We start from the raw sequence: 21,551 nt of genomic DNA, 5'->3' as shown, positions 1-21,551 counted from the left end.
GCTTGACGGCTCGAATGTTATCGCTCACAGTCGATGAACAAGGACTGACGCGAGGGCGGCTCACCGGGCGGGCCGCTCGTCGTATCTGGCCCGGAGCGTGCGCCAGGGCATGCGCACGCCGGGTGGCAGTCCAGGTCAGGTAGCGAGGACAACTCCGCTCACGGCGTCCACCATCTCCAGAAGTTGAGCGGTTGCCCCGAGTATCGCCAGTTGGAGGTAGAACTAATGGAACTCTCCGGTGGGTCGTCGGCGCCCTCGCCAGTACGGCGGAGACGGTTGCCGCGATTGGCGGCCGCGGTCGCGGCGGTGGTACTGGTGGGCGGTGGCGCGGTGGCGGTGGTCTCGACGCCGGCCGCCGCGGCGACTGTCGACACGAACGCGTGGTACGTCCTGGTCAACCGGAACAGCGGCAAGGCGTTGGACGTGTACAACCTGGCCACGAACGACGGTGCGCGGATCACGCAGTGGACCCGGAACAACGGTAACCAGCAGCAGTGGCAGTTCGTCGACTCCGGTGGCGGCTACTACCGGGTGAAGTCGCGGCACTCCGGCAAGGTGCTGGATGTCTACAACCTCTCGACCGCGAACGGCGCGAACATCGTGCAGTGGGCCGACGGCAACGGGACCAACCAGCAGTTCCGGCTGGCCGACTCCGACGGCGGCCACGTCCGGTTGATCAACCGGAACAGCAACAGGGTGGTGGAGGTGCAGGACGCCTCGACGGCCGACGGGGGCAACATCGTGCAGTACGACGACTGGAACGGCGCCAACCAGCAGTGGCAGCTCGTCCGGGTCGACGGCGGCGGCAACCCGACCACGCCACCGCCGACCACACCGCCGGCCAGCGGCAACTACACGAACCCGGTGGTGTGGCAGGACTTCGCCGACGTCGAGGTCATCCGGGTGAACGACGCCTACTACATGACGGCGTCGACCATGCACTACTCCCCGGGTGCGCCGGTGCTGCGCTCCTACGACCTGGTGAACTGGGAGTTCGTCGGGCACTCCGTGCCGAGCCTGGCCGAGTTCGAGAACAACGCCTACAGCATGAGCGGCGGGCGGGCGTACGTGAAGGGGATCTGGGCGTCCACCCTCGGGCACCGGCGCAGCAACAACACCTTCTACTGGATCGGCTGCACCGAGTTCAACCGGACCTACGTCTACACCGCCGCCGCGGCGGAGGGCCCCTGGACGAAACGGTCCCGGATCAACAACTGCTACTACGACGCCGGCCTGCTCGTCGACGACAACGACACCATGTACGTGGCGTACGGCAACAGCACCATCAGCGTCGCGCAGCTCTCCGCCGACGGCATGTCCCAGGTCCGCGCGCAGCAGGTGTTCCAGACCCCGTCCAGCGTCGGCACCCTGGAAGGCGCCCGCTTCTACAAGCGCAACGGCAGCTACTACATCTGGCTCACCCGCCCGGCCAACGGCCAGTACGTGCTCAAGGCGAACAACCCGTGGGGCCCGTACGAGATGCGCCAGGTGCTGCTCAACATGCCCGGCCCGATCTCCGGCGGCGGCGTACCGCACCAGGGCGGCCTGGTGCAGACCCAGAACGGCGCCTGGTACTACATGAGCTTCGTCGACGCGTACCCCGGTGGCCGGGTCCCCGCGCTCGCCCCGATCACCTGGAGCGCCGACGGCTGGCCGAGCATCCAGACCGTCAACGGCGGCTGGGGCGTCAACTACCCCAACCCGCTGCCGCTCCGGCCGGTCAAGCCGCTCACCGGTTCCGACACGTTCGCCGGCACCACCCTCGGCCCCCAGTACGAGTGGAACCACGTCCCGGACAACAGCCGCTGGTCGGTAAACAACGGCCTGCGGCTACAGACCGCCACCGTCACGAACGACCTGTACAGCGCCCGCAACACCCTGACCCACCGCATCCAGGGACCGTCCTCGACCGCCACCGTCGAGCTGGACTACTCCACCATGCGCGACGGCGACCGGACCGGCCTGGCCATGCTCCGGGACCAGTCCGCCTGGATCGGCGTCAAACGCGACAACGGCGCCACCCGGGTCGTGATGACCGACGGCCTCACCATGGACAGCAACTGGAACACCACCGGTACCGGCACCGAACGCGCCTCCGCCGCCGTTTCCGGCGGCCGGATCTGGCTGCGCGTCAACGCCGACATCCGGCCGGGCAGCGGCCGCCAGGCCCGCTTCTCGTACAGCACCGACGGCAGCACGTTCACCAGCCTGGGCCCGGCATTCACCCTCAACAACGCCTGGCAGTTCTTCATGGGTTACCGATTCGGCATCTTCAACCACGCCACCCAGGCGCTCGGCGGCTCCGTCACCGTACGCCGGTTCGACATCACCACCCCCTGACGATCCGCGCGGGCGGCGCCGACCAGCGCCGTTCCGACGTACCCGAGCAGAGCAGCACCGCAACGAGCCGGGCCCGGCGTGACGCCGAGCCCGGCTCGTTCCCACTCCGGCCTGTCTCAGGGGTGTGGGATCTCGCCCCGTGGCCTGTTCACCCGGACGCCCTCGAACAGGTTCTCGATCGAGTCGGTCATGCTCATCGTGCCAGCGGCACCAGATTGAACCGCTGGTTGGCCTGTCCGTGACAGTCGTACAGCTGGACCTGCGCCCCGTCGGCCGTGCTCCAGGCGTCCAGGCATCGCCCGGACTGGACGCCGCTGATGGTGCCGTTGGAGTTGACGTTCCACTGCTGGTTGGTCTGACTGTGGCAGCTGTAGATCTGGACCGCCGCGCCGTTGCCGGAACCCGCCGCATCCAGACACATGTCGCCGTACACCCGTAGTTGTCTGTTCGAGGTGTACGTCCATGCCTGGTTGGACTGCCTGTTGCAGCCGTAGAGCTGTACCCGGGTGCCGTTGGTACGTGCGGCGTTGGGCACGTCGACGCACCGGCCCGACTGTGCGCCGACGATCTCGTTGGCGGAACCGGGAACGGTCGGCGAAGCGGTGGGGGTGGCCGGAGGCGTGGTCGGCGGTGCCGTCGGGGTGTTGGACGGGTTCGGCGGCGGGGTGGTCGGCGCCGGGGGCAGCAGCGGGCAGGTGCTGCGGTAGGTGACCACGCCGCTGGAGTCCAGCAGCGGGCAGAGGAACTGGCTGTACCGGCTGTCGTTGTCGACGAACATCTTCACGAACGGCAGCATGGTCCGGATCATCACGGTGTTGGGCCGACCGACCATGAACCCGTGATCTGCACCGGCGACCTCCAGGTAGACGCTCTCCGTCGTGGCCGGGAGGCTGTTGTACTGGCTGACCACCGAGGACGGGGATACCACCGTGTCCGCCTGTCCCGAGAACAACATCGTGGGCACCCGGTCGTTGGCCAGGTTCGACGAGGGCAGGAACGGCGCGATCCCGACCGTGGCCTTCAGCGACGGGCGCCGGATGGCCGCGTTCAGCGCGCCGCCGCCGCCCATGGAGTGACCGGACACCGCCAGCCGGTTCGGGTCGACCCGGGTGCGTACCGGACTCTGCTGGGTGAGGTAGTCCAGCGCGGCGAGCAGCTGGGTGCCCCGGGCCTCGTCGAAGTCGTTTCGACTGTTGGTCTCGATGCCGATCACCACGAATCCGTGGGACGCCAGCCACGGCCCCATCCAGGCGAGTTCGACGGAGAACAGCGCGGTGTAGCCGGGCGAGATGGCGATTCCGCCGAAGGTGCCCTGACTGGTGTCGGTCGGGTAGTAGATCATGCCGCCGGCGAAGCCGTACCCGCCGGGGACGCTGACCGAGGCGGTGGCGAAGGGTCCGTTCACGGCTGCGACGCTGGTCCGGGTCGGGTCCGGGCCCCGCTGGTACGGGTTGTCGGCGGCCGACGCCGAGCCGGTCGTCAGGAATGCCACGGTGAACAGTCCGAGCGTGAGCGCGAGTGCGGCCGCGGCGAGGCTGACCAGCAGTCGCCCCTGGCCGGGGGAGCCGGGGCCGGCCCCGATGCCCCCGGTGGGTGTGGGATCAGTTGTGTGCTGTCGCACTGTCGGTACCTCCATGGTGGGTGGTGGTGAACAGCGGGCGGGTACTGCCTGGACAGGCGGCCCGGGCGGGCTCGGTCTGCGCCGAGCCCGCCCGTTCCGGTGCTGCGCCGTGCCGTCAGCGCTGCAGGGTCAGCAGACCCGGCCGGTACGGCAGGAGGCCGTAGTCGCCGCCGGAGTTGGGGGAGCGCCCCTGGTAGAGCAACTGGAGATTGCAGGCGTCGACGGTCATGGTCTGGTCCGCGTTGCTGCGGATCAGTTCGCCGTGGCTGATGTCGTTGGTCCAGGTGGCGCCGCTGTTGGCCTTGCCGGCGAAGGGGTTGCTCTCGGTCGCGGCCTGTGGGGTCCCCGGCCCGGTCTTGGCGGGGCGCCGCCCGGCCTTGGCGGGGACCCGGCCCGGTCTAGGGCTCGGGCTCGGGTTCGGCCCGGGGCTTCCGGCCGACGGGTGTGGCCCGGGTGGGCCCCGGTGCACCCCGCTGGGGTGAACCGGCCGTTTCCGAGCCGTTGCCAAGCCCGTCCTTGACAGCTCAGTGCGCCGCGCGCATGCTCTGCTAAATCAGTTTAGCGGGACGTTTTTGTTTCCACCGGGCGCGTCCACGCCCGGCCGGGAAGAGGCCATGGTCGGTTACCGCGCGCCCGGGTCGGCAACCGGCCCGCGACGCGATCCAGGCGACGCCGGTGGCTGTCGCGGTGGATCCGTCCGGGCCGGGTACGGCGACCGTCGACCGGTGAGGTGTGCGGAGGAGTCAAGGAGCCGTAGGAGTGTACGGATTGTCGAAGAGATACCCACGGCGCAGGCTGATGGCCTGCGCCTCGCTGCTGTCCGCCATCGCCGTCACCGCCGCCTGTAGCGCGCCGGGTGCCGACCCGGCATCGCAGGGCGGCACCGCCGCGCCGGTCAGCACCGCCCTGGGCACCGAGCAGATCACCCTGGAGATGTACGCGGAGACCGGCTTCCCGCTGGCGAAGGCACTCGCCGACGAGTTCACCAAGCAGCACCCGAACGTGAGGTTCAACGTCCGGGAGGACCAGTTCACGGTGATCGTGGAGAACGCTCCGCGGGTGCTCGCCTCGGACAACGCGCCGGACATCATCCGGCTGCCCACCATGGTCGACCTGGTCAAGGACGGGCTGCTGAAGAACCTCGACCCGTACTTCACCGCCTACGGCTGGGACACGTTCCCGGCCTCCCAGCTCGTGCAGCTGCGGGTCGCCGAAGGAGGCGGGCCGCGCGGCACCGGCTCGCTGTTCGGGATGGGACTCGGCTACAGCGTCACCGGGGTCTTCTACAACAAGACGCTGGCCGAGCGGGTCGGGATGACCGAGCCGCCGAAGACCGTCGCCGAGTTCGAGGGGTTGCTGGCCAGGGCCAAGACCGCCGGCGTGCAGCCGATCATGCAGTTCAACAAGAACACCGCCGGAATCAACTTCCCGCACCAGGCCCTGCAGAACCAGTACGGCGACCCGGCCCAGATCGCCGACTGGATCTTCCAGAAGCCCGGCGCCACCTTCGACACGCCGGCGGCGCTGAAGGCCACCCAGGTGATCCAGCGGTGGGCGCAGGCCGGGTACTTCCCGAAGGACGCGAACGCCCTGGACTACACCGCGATGATGGGCGAGTTCCAGAAGGGCAACGGCCTGTTCATGTTCAACGGCGACTGGGAGTCGGGCAACCTCGACAAGACGATGAGCGGCAAGGTCGGCTTCTTCCTCTTTCCCACCGAGTCCGGCGGCGGCAACCACGTGGCGATGTCCGCGCCCAACACCTTCGGGGTCGGCGCGAAGGCCAAGCACCCGGACGCCGCCGCGTTCTTCCTGAACTGGGCGCACACCAACCCCAGGGCCCGGGAGATCTCGGTCACCGTCGGCGGCTCCCACCCCGGCGGCCCGTCCGATCTGGCCCTGCCGGCCGCCCCGCCGGGGGGCGTCCTGGCGCAGACCCTGGCCGCCTCCCAGCAGCTCGGCGCGGAGAACGGGGCGGTGGACTTCACCGCGAACGCCACCGGCGGCATCTTCGCGGCGGCGATCACCCCGGAGATGCAGAAGCTGGTCGCCGGCCAGCAGACTCCCGAGGGGTACGTGAAGGCGGTCCAGGCGGAGTACGAGAAGGAACTGTCCCGATGACGTCTGCCCTCGGCAGCGCTCCGAGCGGGCAGCCGGGGACCCGCCCGCCGGACCGCCCGTCCCCCGTACGGCCCCACCGACGCCGGTGGGGCCGTACGGCCCGGTGGAGCGGCTGGCTGTACGTGCTGCCGGCGCTGCTCATGTACGCCGTCTTCGTGCTCCGCCCGCTCGCGCTGACCGTGCAGTACTCGCTCTACCACTGGAACGGCATCGGCGTGGCCCGGTGGGCGGGGCTGGACAACTACCTCACGGTCTTCACCGACAGCGACCTGTTGAAGATCATCTCAAACGCGTTCGTCCTGATCGTCTTCTTCAGTTTCATCCCGGTCGGGCTGGGTCTGCTGGTGGCCAGTCTCGTCCGCCGGATCACCTCGGGACCGTTCGGGAACACCGTACGCACCATCCTGTTCCTGCCGCAGGTGATCCCGCTGGTGGCGGCCGGCATCGCGTGGAGTTGGCTGCTCTCCTCCAACGGGCTGGTCAACCAGGCGCTCCGGGCGGTCGGCCTGGGCGGGCTGGCCCGTGCCTGGCTCGGGGACTTCGACACGGCGCTGCCCTCGGTCGGGGTGATCGGCGCCTGGGTCATGCTCGGCCTCTGCACGATCCTGCTGGTCACCGGCATGAGCAAGATCGACCCCGCGCTCTACGAGGCGGCCCGGATCGACGGCGCCGGACCGGTACGCGAGTTCTTCGCCGTCACCCTGCCCGGCCTGCGCCAGGAGATCGGGGTGTGCCTCACCGTGACCGTGATCGCGGCCCTGGCCAGCTTCGACATCGTCTACATCTCCACCAGCGGCGGCCCCGGCCTACAGACCACCGTGCCGGGCCTGGAGATCTACCGGCTCGCCTTCTCGCAGCGCCAGGTGGGGCTCGCCTCGGCGCTGGCCGTCGTGCTCATGCTGCTGGTGCTGGCCTGCGTACTGCCGATCCAGCGGCTGACCAGGGAGGAGAAGGGATGAACCTGAGCCGACGCGAATGGCTGACCGGCCGCGTCTTCCTCGTCGCGCTGGTCCTGGTCACCCTGCTGCCCTTCGTGAGCATGCTGTCGGCGGCGTTGCAGCCTCGGGGCACGGTGCCCAGCGGGCTGGCCTGGCCGTCCGATCCGCAGTGGGGGAACTTCGTCGACGCCTTCACCGTGGCGAACATGGCCGCCCTGCTCCGGTCCAGCCTGCTGATCGTGGTCGGCGTGGTACCGGTCTCCGTGGTCATCGCCACCATGGCCGGCTTCGGGCTCGGCCATCTGCGGGTACCGGGCGGAAAGTGGGCGTTCGGCCTGCTACTGCTCGGCCTGACCCTGCCCTTCGAGGCGGTGGTCACCCCGATCTACTACCAGATGCGCGACCTCGGGCTGCTCAACACCCGCTGGGCCATCGTGCTGCCGCTGATCGGGCTCTACATGCCGTTCGCGGTCTTCTGGATGCGGGCGCACTTCGCCAACGTGCCGACCGAGCTCTCCGAGGCGGCCCGGATGGACGGCAGCTCCACCTGGCAGCTGTTCTGGCGCATCCAGGTGCCACTGGCGCGGCCGGCGATCGCCTCGTTGACGATCCTGCTGTTCCTCTGGACCTGGAACCAGTTCCTGCTCGCCATCGTGCTCGTCGACGACGCCACCAAACGCACCATGGCCGGCGCCCTCGGTGCCTTCCAGGGGCAGTGGGGCACCGACCTGGTGCTGCTCTGTGCCGGGTCGCTGCTCATCCTCACCCCGACCCTCGTGGTGTTCCTGATCTTCCAGCGCCAGTTCATCAAGGCGCTGCTCCAGGGGTCCGTCAAGGGCTGAGCCGCCGCGCACACCTGCGGCGGCACCGTGACCGGGTGAGGCGACCGCCCGGTCGGCGCGGACGATCCGTGCCGGCCGGCCGGGCGGACCGGTCAGGCCTTCGGCAGGTGGCGGTGGTGGTCGGCCGTCGGCCGCCCGGGTATTCGTCGGTCCGCGGTCGACGACCGGAGCGGTACGACGTATTCATCGGATCAATCTGGCTGGGTCGATGACCGGTACCGCGAAATCCACGCGTCAGGCAGGGGGAAGGTCGTGGCTTCCCATTGACATTCATCAGATCATCGTCCTACGTTAACAACGACGTGCATCGATGATCGGCGCATCTCGCACGGTCGCCAGATTCACCCCGCGATCGGAGAACGCACGATGTCAGAACTGACCCGAAGAAGACTGCTCGCGGCCGGCGCGGCCGGGGTCGGAGCCACGTTGCTCCCGGCGGGGTGGACGGCGACCGCCCGAGCCGGGTCCACGGCACCGCCCGAGGTGCTGGCCGCCGACGACCTGGCCCTCTGGTACGACGAGCCGGCCGGCACGGACTGGCTGCGCGCGCTGCCGGTCGGCAACGGCCGGCTCGGTGCCATGGTGTTCGGCAACGTCGACACGGAACGGCTGCAACTCAACGAGGACACCATCTGGGCCGGCGGCCCGTACGACTCCGCCAACACCCGGGGCGCGGGGGCACTTGCCGAGATCCGGCGGCTCGTCTTCGCCGACCAGTGGAGCCAGGCGCAGACCCTGGTCGACCAGGCGATGCTCGGCAGGCCGGCCGGGCAACTGGCGTACCAGCCGGTCGGCAACCTGCGGCTCGCCTTCGCCTCGGGTACGGCCTCGCAGTACCTCCGGCGGCTCGACCTCACCACCGCCGTCACCTCGGTGACGTACGTGTCGAACGGCGTGCGCCACCAGCGCGAGGTGTTCGCGAGCGCGCCCGACCAGGTCATCGTGGTCCGGCTGACCGCCGACCGGGCGAACTCGATCACGTTCAGCGCCACCTTCGACAGTCCGCAACGGACGACGGCTTCCAGCCCGGACTCCTCGACGATCGCGCTGGACGGCATCTCCGGCAACATGGAGGGCATCAACGGGTCGGTCAGGTTCCTGGCCATGGCCAGTGCGGTCGCCACCGGCGGCACGGTCGGCAGCTCCGGCGGCACGCTGCGGGTCTCCGGCGCGACCAGTGTCACGCTGCTGGTCTCGATCGGCTCCAGCTACGTCAACTTCCGGACCGTCAGCGGCGACTACCAGGGCATCGCGCGGACCCGGCTGAACGCCGCCCGGAACGTCGGCTACGACCAGCTGCGCAGCCGGCACGTGACCGACTACCAGGCGCTGTTCCACCGCGTGTCGATCGACCTGGGACGCACCTCCGCGGCCGACCAGCCGACCGACGTGCGGATCGCCCAGCACGGCAGCGTCGACGATCCGCAGCTCTCCGCGTTGCTCTTCCAGTTCGGCCGCTACCTGCTGATCTCCTCGTCGCGTCCCGGCAGCCAGCCGGCCAACCTCCAGGGCATCTGGAACGACCAGCTGGCCCCACCCTGGGACTCGAAGTACACCATCAACGCGAACCTGCCGATGAACTACTGGCCGGCCGACACCACCAACCTCGCCGAGTGCTTCCTGCCGGTCTTCGACATGGTCAGGGACCTGGCCGTCACCGGCGCCCGTACGGCCCAGGCACAGTACGGTGCCGGCGGGTGGGTCGCGCACCACAACACCGACGCGTGGCGGGGCTCCTCGGTCGTCGACGGCGCCTTCTGGGGTATGTGGCAGACCGGCGGCGCCTGGCTCGCCACCCTCGTCTGGGACCACTACCTGTTCACCGGCGACCTCGAGTTCCTCCGCGCCAACTACCCGGCGATGAAGGGCGCCGCGCAGTTCTTCCTGGAGACCCTGGTCAGCCATCCGTCGCTCGGATACCTCGTCACCAACCCGTCGAACTCCCCGGAACTGGCCCACCACTCCGGCGCCAGCGTCTGCGCCGGCCCGACCATGGACAACCAGATCCTGCGCGACCTCTTCGACGGCGTCGCCCGGGCCAGCGAGGTGCTCGGCCTGGACGCCGCGTTCCGCGGCCAGGTCCGGACGGCCCGGGACCGGCTGCCGCCGATGCGGGTCGGCTCGCGCGGCAACATCCAGGAGTGGCTCGCCGACTGGGTGGAGACCGAGCGGAACCACCGGCACGTCTCGCACCTTTACGGCCTGCACCCGAGCAACCAGATCACCCGGCGTGGTACCCCGCAGCTGTACGAGGCGGCCCGCCGCACGCTGGAGCTGCGCGGTGACGACGGAACGGGCTGGTCGCTCGCCTGGAAAATCAACTTCTGGGCCAGGCTGGAGGACGGCGCCCGCGCGCACAAGCTCATCCGCGACCTGATCCGGACCGACCGGCTCGCGCCGAACATGTTCGACCTGCACCCGCCGTTCCAGATCGACGGGAACTTCGGCGCCACCTCCGGAATCGCGGAGATGCTGCTGCACAGCCACAACGGCGAACTCCACCTGCTGCCCGCGCTGCCGAGCGCCTGGCCGGCCGGGCAGGTGGCGGGACTGCGCGGCCGGGGCGGCTACACCGTCGGCCTGCGGTGGAGCGGCGGTCAGGCCGACGAGTTCCTGGTCCGGGCCGACCGCGACGGCACCGTCCGGCTGCGCGCCCGGCTGTTCACCGGGGGCTTCGCGCTGGTCGACAGCACAGACGGCAGTACGCCGGCCACCACCCGGCCCGAGACCGACGTCGTCCAGTTCGCCGTCCGGGCCGGGCACATCTACCGGGCGGCCCGCCCCGGCGCGACCGCGTCGCCGACCGCGACGGCGTCGGTGACCCCGACCGCCTCCGTCTCCCCGACGGTCGGTCCGACCACCTCACCACCGACGTCCGGGGTGCGGGCGGCCTACGCGGTGACGGGTTCGTGGTCGGGGGGCTTCCAGGCCGAGGTGACGGTGACTGCCGGGTCGTCGCCGATCCGCGGCTGGACCGTCTCCTGGACGTTCCCGAACGGGCAGGTCGTCAACCAGATGTGGAGCGGCTCCTACACGCAGAGCGGCGCGAGCGTGACGGTGACGAACGCCTCCTACAACGGTTCGCTCGCCGCTGGCGCCTCCACCACCTTCGGTTTCATCGCCAACCTGAGCGGTGCCAACAACCCGCCGTCCCAGCTCACCTGCACGACGACCTGACCGGACCCGGGTGTGCGTCCGGGCTCCGGCCCGCCCGGACGCGCCCCAGGGATGGCTCGGCCACCGGTGCCGCTTCAGCCGGCCGGGAACTCCGGGACCGGGTCGGCGTCGTCGGGCAGCCCGTGCAGCGAGTCCTCGACCCCGACCAGGTGGTTGGCCATCCGGATTCTGGCCCGTTCGGGATCGCGTGCGGCGAGCGCGGTCCAGATCGCCACGTGCTCCTCGTGGGTACGCCGGTCCGCACCCTCCTCGTGCAGGCTGCGCCAGAGCCGCCCCCGGACGGTACGCCCGGCGAACGACTCGATCAGGCCGGCGAGTACCGGATTGTCGCTGTGCGCCGCGACGATGCGGTGGAAGGCGATGTCGATCTCGATGATCCGCTCGTGGTCCTGTGGCGCCTGGCCGACGGAGCGGGCCGCCTCGTCGAGCAGCTCCTTGGCCTGGGCCAGTGCCTCGTCGGTGATCCTGGTGGCGGCCAGCCGGGCCGCCTCGCATTCGAGCAGGCGCCGGACGGTGTGGATGTGCCGTGCGTCGCCCTGGCCCTGGAGGTCGACGACGAAACCCATCGGCGCCAGCAGCCGGCTGGTGTCGAGGTTCGTGACGTACGTCCCGTCGCCCTGTCGGGTGTTGAGGATGCCGAGGATCGACAGCGCCGACACCCCCTCGCGCAGGGAGCCGCGCGAGACACCCAGCGACTCGGCGAGGTCCTTCTCGACGGGGAGCCGGTCGCCGGGCCGGAGCACCCCCTGCAGGATCATCCGCTTGATGCCGTTCACCACGTCGTCGGCGCGGGACATGACGGGCGGGTTCCTCAGCGTCCGGCGAGGGCGGCCGATCCGTCCCGCACGGAGTAAGCGCCGGTCGCGCCGATCGCCCGCGCGGAAGCCGTCTCGGCCCGGTAGCTGCCGGCGGGGAACCGGGGCCGTTCCACGGACTCAGGGCGCATCTGCGTAGCGTAGCCCGGCGCTGCGGGCGGCACGTGGGCGCTGCTCGGCTCCTCGATATCCACAGCCGTGCGGAGCGGGCCGGCGCCCGGACCCACTCGGCGGCCTGCCCGACGTCGCGGACCTGGTTCGCGGGCACGAGCCGGTGCGGGGTCCCGCACCGGCTCGCCCGTTCGAGGCTTGTCCGGGACCGAGGGCTACCCCCGGGTCCAGCGTTGGTTGGCGCTGGTGTGGCAGGTCCAGACGATCACGGCGGTGCCGTTCGCCGTGCCGCTGTCGTTGACGTCCAGACAGAGCGAGGGGAACCGTACGTTGCCGATGGTGCCGTTGGCGTTGAAGGTCCACTGCTGGTTGGTGCCGCCGTTGCAGTCCCAGATCTGCGCCCGGGTGCCGTTGGTGGCGTTCGTCGGGATCTCCAGGCACTTGCCGAGCACCTGGAGGGACTGGCCGGACTGGGTGAACTGCTGGTTGGGGTCGGTGTGGCAGTCCCAGATCAGCATGCCGGTGCCGTTGGCGGTGTTGTTGTTGTCGAGGTCGAGGCAGCGGCCGCTGGATTCGCTGCGCAGCCGGAAGGTGGTGGTGGGTGGCGGCGTGCTGGTGCCGCCGCCGCTGACCCGGTAGACGACGGTGCCGTGTGCGGGCACCGAGGCGCTGATCGAGCCGGTGCTCGTGGAGGTGGCGTTGGTCCAGGCGTCGCGCAGGGTGAAGGAGGTGCCGGACTTGCCGATCGCCGCCGCCGTGGTGCTGACCGTGGTCGTCGAGGAGCCCTGGTTGAACAGGGCCACCGCGACGTCCCCGTCGGCGAGCCGCTTGGCCAGTACCCGCCGGGTGCCGTCGTTGGACACCTGGGTCGCCTGCAGGCCCAGCGAGTCCTGGTTGATGGCGATCAGGTTCTGGTTCTTCAGGATGGTCTGGGTGGCCGCGTCCATGTTGCGGATGTCGTTGCCGGCGATCAGCGGCGATGCCATGACCGCCCAGAGGGCGAAGTGGCTGCGCATCTCGGTGTCGGTCATGCCGCCCCGGCCGACCTCCATCATGTCCGGGTCGTTGAAGGAGCCGGGGCTGGCGTAGTGGGCCAGCGGCACGTTGACGTTGACGATGTTCTGGATGCCCATCGGGTAGCCGTTGGTCTGGCCGGTGTTCCAGGCGTTGGTGATGTCCTCGGTGGTACGCCAGATGTTGGCCACGTCGCCCCAGTTGCGCATCGGGCCGGTCTTCTCGTGGATGCTGTTCGAGTTGATGCTGTAGAGGATGGGCCGGCCGGTGGCGGCCAGTGCGTCCCGCATCAGGGCGAACCGTGACACCTGTTCGTTGATGGTGCCGGTGGGCGAGCACCAGTCGTACTTGAGGTAGTCGACGCCCCAGGCCGCGAACTGCCGGGCGTCCTGCGCCTCGTGGCCCTGCGCGCCGGTGGCACCGGGGTAGGAGCCGAAGTACTGCGCACAGGTGCGGTCCAGCGGGGCCTGGTAGATGCCGAAGAGCAGGCCACGGGAGTGCAGGTAGTCGCCGAGCGCCTTCATGCCGCTGGGGAAGCGGCTCGGGTTGGCCTGGAGGTTGCCCTGGGCGTCCCGGGTCGAGTTCATCCAGCAGTCGTCGACGACGACGTACTTGTAGCCCAGGTCCCGCATGCCGGAGTTGACGATGGCGTCGGCCATCTGCCGGATCAGTGTCTCGTTGATGTTGCAGCCGAAGGTGTTCCAGCTGTTCCAGCCCATCGGCGGGGTACGGCCCACTCCGTTGTTCAACGCCTGCGCCGGTCGGGGCGAGGAGACCGCGTCGACCACGGTCACTCCGGCCGCGACCAGCGCCACGCTCAGCGCGGCCAGCCATCTGGTACGGGTACGCATTGCCTCTCCAATCATTGCGGGTCGTCGGGTCGACGAGAAAACGGGTCCCTCAGTTGCGGACCAGCCGCCAGCGGTTGTCTGCGCTGCCGTTGTCCGGGTCCTGCACAACCTGTGCGCCCCGGGCGGTGGAGCCGTCGAGGATGCCGAGCAGCTTGCCGGTGTGCACGTTGCGGATCTTGTATGTCCCGTCACCCTGGTCCAGCAGCGTCCACAGGTGGTCGGCGGTGCCGTTGTCGGACCACTGGAGCACCCGGGCGTTGTCGGCGGTGGACATGTTCTCCACGCCGAGCACCTTGCCGCTGTGTACGTTGCGCAGCTTGACCGCACTGCCCTCGGTGACCACGACCCAGTTGTGGTCGGCGGTGCCGCTGTCGTCCCACTGCACGGCGAGTCCGCCGTCGGCGGTGGACATGTCCCGGATGCCGAGGACGAGGTTGGTGGCGGCGTTGCGTAGCCGGTAGCTGACGGCGCCCGGGTCGCCGCCGCCGTTGGTGCTCCAGTAGACGGTGTAGTTGTGCCCGTGCGCGTCGTAGAAGGGGCCCAGGTTGACCGTGCTGCCGTTCGCGGTGGCGGTGAAGGCCAGCGAGTTGCTGCCGGTGCGGTTGACCGACGAGACGGTGAGTGCCGGCAGGGCGTTCAGGGCGGTGTTGCCGTAGTTCCCGGAGAGTACGACCGGGCCGTAGCTGACCGCGGCGACGTTCGGGTTGTCGTTGGCGGGCTGCGTGACGACCCGCATCGGCAGCCGGACGGTGACGGTGTCCCCGGCGGACCAGGTGCGGGTGATCGTGGCGTAGCTGCCGGGGGTGGTGGCGACGTCCTGCGCGGTGCCGTTGACGCTGATCGTCGCGCCGCTGGTCCAGGCGGGGATGCGCACCCGGATGCTCCACGAGCCGCTCATGCTGCCGGAGAGGGTGAGCGTGCTGGTGTCGCCGACCGGGAAGTTGGTGGTCTGGGTGACGGTGATGCCGCGCTGGCTCCAGGTGAGCACCGACGGCAGGAACAGGTTCACCGTGAGGGTGCTGCCGTTGTGGAAGTAGACGGAGTCCATCAGCGCGGTGTTGACCTCGATGCCGGTGCCCTGGCAGCACCAGAACGAGTTGTAGTCGGTGCTCCAGGTGCCGCCGCCCCACGCCGGACCCACGCCGCGCCGGCCGCCCGGGTTCAGCGGGGTGAAGTACGTGATGTGGCCGTGGCTGTCGGCCGGGTTCTGCGCTCCGATGATGTGGTTGAGCAGGGCGCGCTCGTAGAAGTCGAAGTACGCCGCCCGGTTCGGGTCCAGCAGCCACAGCTCGCGGGTCAGCTTGAGCATGTTGTAGGTGTTGCAGTGCTCGCAGGTGTCCTGCCGGAGGTAGCCGGCGATGGCGTTCGGCGGGCGGAAGTGCTCGGCCTGGCTGTTGCCGCCGATCGCGTAGGTGTGCGCGCCGACCGTGATGTTCCAGGCGTTGCTGGCGATGTCCCGGTACCGGGTGGTGCCGGTCGCCTTGTACTCCCGGGCGGCGCCGATCCACTTCGGCACCTGGGTGTTGGCGTGCAATCCGTTGAGCTGGTCGGAGCCCGCCGCCAGCGGGTTGAACACGGCGGCGTGGTCGAAGCGTTGTGCCGTGGCCAGCCAGCGGGCGTCGCCGGTCTGCTGGTAGATGTCGGCGAGCACCGCGTTCATGCCGCCGAACTCGGTGCCGAGCATGTTCTGCATCTGGCTCGCGGTCAGCCGGCCGGTACGCCAGTCGACCCAGCCGGCCAGCGCCAGCAGTACGTCCCGGGCCTGGTTGTTGCCGATCTGGCGCCAGACGTCGAGCAGTCCGGCCATGGTTTTGTGGATGACGTAGTACGGCACGTTGCCGTTGCTCAGCGTGCGCGCCTCCAGGGCGGTGAAGTCGGACTCGGGGAAGCCGCAGAGGTAGCCGGGGTTGAATCCGGCGGCGGAGTTGTTCGCCTGGCATCTGGCGAGTTCCGCCACCATCCGGTTGGCCTTGTCCCGGCAGGTGGTGTCGCCGAGCACCGCCCAGGCCTGTGCCCAGGCGGTCAGGAAGTGCCCCTGCATGTGGGTGCGGAACGGGAATGACGGCGCGTCCCACCCGCCGTTCGAGGCGGCGCCGTTGGTACCGAGCCGGTGGTTGGCCCGGAAGTTGTAGAGCAGCCGCTCGACGTCGACGAACCGCAGGTAGTTCAGCGTCCGGTTCTGGTTGTCCAGCCACCGGCTGCTGGTCAGCCGTACCTGGCCCAGCTCGAACGGGTAGGCGGAGACGCCGATGTCCGGGCGGGCCGGTGGAACGGCGGCCGCCGCGGCTACCTCGGCGATTCCGGGGCCGACGGCGGTGGCGACGGTGGCGGCACCGGCGGCCTGCAACAGCCGGCGCCGGCTCACGGGTGGGAACGACACGGTGGTTCTCCATCTCACGGGAAGTGGTGGGCCGGGTGGAGAGGTGGCCCCTGGACGGTCGAGGCGGGCCGCGGACCGGACTGGCGGCAGCCGGACTGGCGACAGCGGTGGAGACTGTCCTCGTGCCCGAGCCTGTCGCGGCAGGCGGCGGCTCTCGGGCGGAGCGGGGATTCGTGGCGCTCCCGGGTTGCGCCGCGCGCAGCGTGTCCGGCGGCCGGCGAGCCGGCCGTGGCTCCTGGACCGCTCGTGCGAGGTCGTCGCCTCTGGCGTGGACGGGCGGAGGACAGCGATGTCATGGCGAGCTATCGATGTGAGCGGTAACATACACCGGGGTCAACGTTGCGGCAAGCCTTGAGGCTGTATCGATTTTGCCTTGGCGTTCAGCTTGACGGCTCGAATGTTATCGCTCACAGTCGATGAACAAGGACTGACGCGAGGGCGGCTCACCGGGCGGGCCGCTCGTCGTATCTGGCCCGGAGCGTGCGCCAGGGCATGCGCACGCCGGGTGGCAGTCCAGGTCAGGTAGCGAGGACAACTCCGCTCACGGCGTCCACCATCTCCAGAAGTTGAGCGGTTGCCCCGAGTATCGCCAGTTGGAGGTAGAACTAATGGAACTCTCCGGTGGGTCGTCGGCGCCCTCGCCAGTACGGCGGAGACGGTTGCCGCGATTGGCGGCCGCGGTCGCGGCGGTGGTACTGGTGGGCGGTGGCGCGGTGGCGGTGGTCTCGACGCCGGCCGCCGCGGCGACTGTCGACACGAACGCGTGGTACGTCCTGGTCAACCGGAACAGCGGCAAGGCGTTGGACGTGTACAACCTGGCCACGAACGACGGTGCGCGGATCACGCAGTGGACCCGGAACAACGGTAACCAGCAGCAGTGGCAGTTCGTCGACTCCGGTGGCGGCTACTACCGGGTGAAGTCGCGGCACTCCGGCAAGGTGCTGGATGTCTACAACCTCTCGACCGCGAACGGCGCGAACATCGTGCAGTGGGCCGACGGCAACGGGACCAACCAGCAGTTCCGGCTGGCCGACTCCGACGGCGGCCACGTCCGGTTGATCAACCGGAACAGCAACAGGGTGGTGGAGGTGCAGGACGCCTCGACGGCCGACGGGGGCAACATCGTGCAGTACGACGACTGGAACGGCGCCAACCAGCAGTGGCAGCTCGTCCGGGTCGACGGCGGCGGCAACCCGACCACGCCACCGCCGACCACACCGCCGGCCAGCGGCAACTACACGAACCCGGTGGTGTGGCAGGACTTCGCCGACGTCGAGGTCATCCGGGTGAACGACGCCTACTACATGACGGCGTCGACCATGCACTACTCCCCGGGTGCGCCGGTGCTGCGCTCCTACGACCTGGTGAACTGGGAGTTCGTCGGGCACTCCGTGCCGAGCCTGGCCGAGTTCGAGAACAACGCCTACAGCATGAGCGGCGGGCGGGCGTACGTGAAGGGGATCTGGGCGTCCACCCTCGGGCACCGGCGCAGCAACAACACCTTCTACTGGATCGGCTGCACCGAGTTCAACCGGACCTACGTCTACACCGCCGCCGCGGCGGAGGGCCCCTGGACGAAACGGTCCCGGATCAACAACTGCTACTACGACGCCGGCCTGCTCGTCGACGACAACGACACCATGTACGTGGCGTACGGCAACAGCACCATCAGCGTCGCGCAGCTCTCCGCCGACGGCATGTCCCAGGTCCGCGCGCAGCAGGTGTTCCAGACCCCGTCCAGCGTCGGCACCCTGGAAGGCGCCCGCTTCTACAAGCGCAACGGCAGCTACTACATCTGGCTCACCCGCCCGGCCAACGGCCAGTACGTGCTCAAGGCGAACAACCCGTGGGGCCCGTACGAGATGCGCCAGGTGCTGCTCAACATGCCCGGCCCGATCTCCGGCGGCGGCGTACCGCACCAGGGCGGCCTGGTGCAGACCCAGAACGGCGCCTGGTACTACATGAGCTTCGTCGACGCGTACCCCGGTGGCCGGGTCCCCGCGCTCGCCCCGATCACCTGGAGCGCCGACGGCTGGCCGAGCATCCAGACCGTCAACGGCGGCTGGGGCGTCAACTACCCCAACCCGCTGCCGCTCCGGCCGGTCAAGCCGCTCACCGGTTCCGACACGTTCGCCGGCACCACCCTCGGCCCCCAGTACGAGTGGAACCACGTCCCGGACAACAGCCGCTGGTCGGTAAACAACGGCCTGCGGCTACAGACCGCCACCGTCACGAACGACCTGTACAGCGCCCGCAACACCCTGACCCACCGCATCCAGGGACCGTCCTCGACCGCCACCGTCGAGCTGGACTACTCCACCATGCGCGACGGCGACCGGACCGGCCTGGCCATGCTCCGGGACCAGTCCGCCTGGATCGGCGTCAAACGCGACAACGGCGCCACCCGGGTCGTGATGACCGACGGCCTCACCATGGACAGCAACTGGAACACCACCGGTACCGGCACCGAACGCGCCTCCGCCGCCGTTTCCGGCGGCCGGATCTGGCTGCGCGTCAACGCCGACATCCGGCCGGGCAGCGGCCGCCAGGCCCGCTTCTCGTACAGCACCGACGGCAGCACGTTCACCAGCCTGGGCCCGGCATTCACCCTCAACAACGCCTGGCAGTTCTTCATGGGTTACCGATTCGGCATCTTCAACCACGCCACCCAGGCGCTCGGCGGCTCCGTCACCGTACGCCGGTTCGACATCACCACCCCCTGACGATCCGCGCGGGCGGCGCCGACCAGCGCCGTTCCGACGTACCCGAGCAGAGCAGCACCGCAACGAGCCGGGCCCGGCGTGACGCCGAGCCCGGCTCGTTCCCACTCCGGCCTGTCTCAGGGGTGTGGGATCTCGCCCCGTGGCCTGTTCACCCGGACGCCCTCGAACAGGTTCTCGATCGAGTCGGTCATGCTCATCGTGCCAGCGGCACCAGATTGAACCGCTGGTTGGCCTGTCCGTGACAGTCGTACAGCTGGACCTGCGCCCCGTCGGCCGTGCTCCAGGCGTCCAGGCATCGCCCGGACTGGACGCCGCTGATGGTGCCGTTGGAGTTGACGTTCCACTGCTGGTTGGTCTGACTGTGGCAGCTGTAGATCTGGACCGCCGCGCCGTTGCCGGAACCCGCCGCATCCAGACACATGTCGCCGTACACCCGTAGTTGTCTGTTCGAGGTGTACGTCCATGCCTGGTTGGACTGCCTGTTGCAGCCGTAGAGCTGTACCCGGGTGCCGTTGGTACGTGCGGCGTTGGGCACGTCGACGCACCGGCCCGACTGTGCGCCGACGATCTCGTTGGCGGAACCGGGAACGGTCGGCGAAGCGGTGGGGGTGGCCGGAGGCGTGGTCGGCGGTGCCGTCGGGGTGTTGGACGGGTTCGGCGGCGGGGTGGTCGGCGCCGGGGGCAGCAGCGGGCAGGTGCTGCGGTAGGTGACCACGCCGCTGGAGTCCAGCAGCGGGCAGAGGAACTGGCTGTACCGGCTGTCGTTGTCGACGAACATCTTCACGAACGGCAGCATGGTCCGGATCATCACGGTGTTGGGCCGACCGACCATGAACCCGTGATCTGCACCGGCGACCTCCAGGTAGACGCTCTCCGTCGTGGCCGGGAGGCTGTTGTACTGGCTGACCACCGAGGACGGGGATACCACCGTGTCCGCCTGTCCCGAGAACAACATCGTGGGCACCCGGTCGTTGGCCAGGTTCGACGAGGGCAGGAACGGCGCGATCCCGACCGTGGCCTTCAGCGACGGGCGCCGGATGGCCGCGTTCAGCGCGCCGCCGCCGCCCATGGAGTGACCGGACACCGCCAGCCGGTTCGGGTCGACCCGGGTGCGTACCGGACTCTGCTGGGTGAGGTAGTCCAGCGCGGCGAGCAGCTGGGTGCCCCGGGCCTCGTCGAAGTCGTTTCGACTGTTGGTCTCGATGCCGATCACCACGAATCCGTGGGACGCCAGCCACGGCCCCATCCAGGCGAGTTCGACGGAGAACAGCGCGGTGTAGCCGGGCGAGATGGCGATTCCGCCGAAGGTGCCCTGACTGGTGTCGGTCGGGTAGTAGATCATGCCGCCGGCGAAGCCGTACCCGCCGGGGACGCTGACCGAGGCGGTGGCGAAGGGTCCGTTCACGGCTGCGACGCTGGTCCGGGTCGGGTCCGGGCCCCGCTGGTACGGGTTGTCGGCGGCCGACGCCGAGCCGGTCGTCAGGAATGCCACGGTGAACAGTCCGAGCGTGAGCGCGAGTGCGGCCGCGGCGAGGCTGACCAGCAGTCGCCCCTGGCCGGGGGAGCCGGGGCCGGCCCCGATGCCCCCGGTGGGTGTGGGATCAGTTGTGTGCTGTCGCACTGTCGGTACCTCCATGGTGGGTGGTGGTGAACAGCGGGCGGGTACTGCCTGGACAGGCGGCCCGGGCGGGCTCGGTCTGCGCCGAGCCCGCCCGTTCCGGTGCTGCGCCGTGCCGTCAGCGCTGCAGGGTCAGCAGACCCGGCCGGTACGGCAGGAGGCCGTAGTCGCCGCCGGAGTTGGGGGAGCGCCCCTGGTAGAGCAACTGGAGATTGCAGGCGTCGACGGTCATGGTCTGGTCCGCGTTGCTGCGGATCAGTTCGCCGTGGCTGATGTCGTTGGTCCAGGTGGCGCCGCTGTTGGCCTTGCCGGCGAAGGGGTTGCTCTCGGTCGCGGCCTGTGGGGTCCAGGTGCCGCCCAGGCTGGTGGCGGTGAACGAGCGGAAGTAGCGACCCTGTGCGCCGATCGCCTCGACGAGCATCAGGTACCGGTTTTCGCCCTGGAGTTTGTAGACCTGGACGCCTTCGAAGAGGTTGTTCGTCGAGTCGGTCATGATGGTGGTGTAGTTGGCGCCGAAGCTGCCCGGGAAGTTTCCGATGGGCATGCTGGCCCGGTAGATCCGGCCGTTGTCCCCGGCGAAGAAGAGGTACATGTTGGTGCTGTCGCCGATGAGCGCCTGGTCGATCGGGCCGGTGCTGGAGTTGGAGATGCTGCCGGTGAAGAGTGTCTGCTGCGCAGACCATCCGTTCGCGTTGGTGGGGTTGCTCGACGTCCGGTAGGAGAAGGCGGTCCCGCCCCACTGGTAGGCGAGCACCCAGATGTTGCGCGGCGCGAAGTAGAACAGCGACGGTGCGACGGTGGCGGAAGACATCGCGTTCTGGCTGGCCGAGCCCATCTGGGACCAGTCCGAGAAGAGGCCGAAGTTCATCGAGCCCCACGTCGTTCCCGTGTCGTGTGTCGTCGCGTAGACCAGATGCTGGCCGTTGTACGGGGCATGGGTGAAGTCCTTCAGCGACACCCAGCCCGACCTCGGCTGCGCGAGCGCACCCGTCGACGACCA

At 69.4% G+C, this 21,551-nt stretch carries 13 protein-coding genes and 1 pseudogene; 6 read left to right on the top strand and 8 right to left on the bottom strand.

Annotated elements, in window-relative coordinates; translation table 11 throughout:
- The first annotated feature begins 225 nt into the window (after positions 1-225).
- The gene (locus V1634_RS22005; RefSeq protein ID WP_331210026.1) at positions 226-2,340 is read left to right on the top strand and encodes a family 43 glycosylhydrolase; all 2,115 of its coding nucleotides are present in this window, start codon (positions 226-228) and stop codon (positions 2,338-2,340) included.
- Between the two features lie 193 nt (positions 2,341-2,533).
- Here V1634_RS22005 and V1634_RS22000 read toward each other — a convergent pair whose 3' ends face one another.
- Together V1634_RS22000 and V1634_RS21995 are read right to left on the bottom strand one after the other, a co-directional pair.
- The gene (locus V1634_RS22000; RefSeq protein WP_407951827.1) at positions 2,534-3,961 is read right to left on the bottom strand and encodes a poly(ethylene terephthalate) hydrolase family protein; all 1,428 of its coding nucleotides are present in this window, start codon (positions 3,959-3,961) and stop codon (positions 2,534-2,536) included.
- 115 nt (positions 3,962-4,076) lie between these two features.
- Positions 4,077-4,313 (bottom strand): annotated as a pseudogene (locus tag V1634_RS21995) (non-reducing end alpha-L-arabinofuranosidase family hydrolase); the annotation flags it as partial.
- A 416-nt stretch (positions 4,314-4,729) separates the two neighbouring features.
- Here V1634_RS21995 and V1634_RS21990 point away from each other — a divergent pair.
- The 4 genes from V1634_RS21990 (at position 4,730) to V1634_RS21975 (ending at position 11,039) form a co-directional block, all read left to right on the top strand.
- On the top strand, positions 4,730-6,082 hold the full coding sequence (locus V1634_RS21990) for an ABC transporter substrate-binding protein (RefSeq protein ID WP_331209774.1): 1,353 nt from the start codon (positions 4,730-4,732) through the stop codon (positions 6,080-6,082).
- Positions 6,079-7,041: a carbohydrate ABC transporter permease gene (locus tag V1634_RS21985; RefSeq protein ID WP_331209773.1), complete on the top strand. Its 963-nt coding sequence runs from the start codon at positions 6,079-6,081 to the stop codon at positions 7,039-7,041. Before V1634_RS21990 ends, V1634_RS21985 begins: the two co-directional genes overlap by 4 nt.
- On the top strand, positions 7,038-7,862 hold the full coding sequence (locus V1634_RS21980) for a carbohydrate ABC transporter permease (RefSeq protein ID WP_331209772.1): 825 nt from the start codon (positions 7,038-7,040) through the stop codon (positions 7,860-7,862). The genes V1634_RS21985 and V1634_RS21980 overlap by 4 nt, the downstream gene beginning before the upstream one ends.
- Before the next feature lie 366 nt (positions 7,863-8,228).
- On the top strand, positions 8,229-11,039 hold the full coding sequence (locus V1634_RS21975) for a glycosyl hydrolase family 95 catalytic domain-containing protein (RefSeq protein WP_331209771.1): 2,811 nt from the start codon (positions 8,229-8,231) through the stop codon (positions 11,037-11,039).
- Between the two features lie 74 nt (positions 11,040-11,113).
- Here V1634_RS21975 and V1634_RS21970 read toward each other — a convergent pair whose 3' ends face one another.
- The 4 genes from V1634_RS21970 to V1634_RS21955 all read right to left on the bottom strand — a co-directional run bounded on the left by V1634_RS21970 (position 11,114) and on the right by V1634_RS21955 (position 16,210).
- Entirely contained in the window at positions 11,114-11,836 is a 723-nt protein-coding gene (locus V1634_RS21970) for a FadR/GntR family transcriptional regulator (RefSeq protein ID WP_331209770.1), read from the bottom strand.
- A 14-nt stretch (positions 11,837-11,850) separates the two neighbouring features.
- Positions 11,851-11,985, bottom strand: a complete 135-nt coding sequence (locus V1634_RS21965) for a hypothetical protein (protein WP_331209769.1) — start codon at positions 11,983-11,985, stop codon at positions 11,851-11,853.
- 195 nt (positions 11,986-12,180) lie between these two features.
- Complete coding sequence (locus tag V1634_RS21960; protein ID WP_331209768.1) at positions 12,181-13,830, bottom strand: glycoside hydrolase family 27 protein; 1,650 nt, start codon at positions 13,828-13,830, stop codon at positions 12,181-12,183.
- A 49-nt stretch (positions 13,831-13,879) separates the two neighbouring features.
- The gene (locus tag V1634_RS21955) at positions 13,880-16,210 is read right to left on the bottom strand and encodes a beta-L-arabinofuranosidase domain-containing protein (protein ID WP_331209767.1); all 2,331 of its coding nucleotides are present in this window, start codon (positions 16,208-16,210) and stop codon (positions 13,880-13,882) included.
- A 608-nt stretch (positions 16,211-16,818) separates the two neighbouring features.
- On the opposite strand from V1634_RS21955, the gene V1634_RS21950 reads away from it, so the two are divergent.
- Positions 16,819-18,933: a family 43 glycosylhydrolase gene (locus V1634_RS21950; protein ID WP_331210026.1), complete on the top strand. Its 2,115-nt coding sequence runs from the start codon at positions 16,819-16,821 to the stop codon at positions 18,931-18,933.
- 193 nt (positions 18,934-19,126) lie between these two features.
- Here the strand turns inward: V1634_RS21950 and V1634_RS21945 are convergent, their stop codons facing one another.
- Together V1634_RS21945 and V1634_RS21940 are read right to left on the bottom strand one after the other, a co-directional pair.
- On the bottom strand, positions 19,127-20,554 hold the full coding sequence (locus V1634_RS21945) for a poly(ethylene terephthalate) hydrolase family protein (protein WP_407951827.1): 1,428 nt from the start codon (positions 20,552-20,554) through the stop codon (positions 19,127-19,129).
- A 115-nt stretch (positions 20,555-20,669) separates the two neighbouring features.
- A partial coding sequence (locus V1634_RS21940; RefSeq protein ID WP_331209766.1) for a non-reducing end alpha-L-arabinofuranosidase family hydrolase occupies positions 20,670-21,551 on the bottom strand: 882 nt, incomplete at its 5' end.

Source organism: Plantactinospora veratri (assembly GCF_036421995.1).
Lineage (GTDB): Bacteria > Actinomycetota > Actinomycetes > Mycobacteriales > Micromonosporaceae > Plantactinospora > Plantactinospora veratri.
The sequence above is the reverse complement of the archived record's forward strand: the minus strand, read 5'-3'. Positions and strand labels throughout refer to the sequence as shown.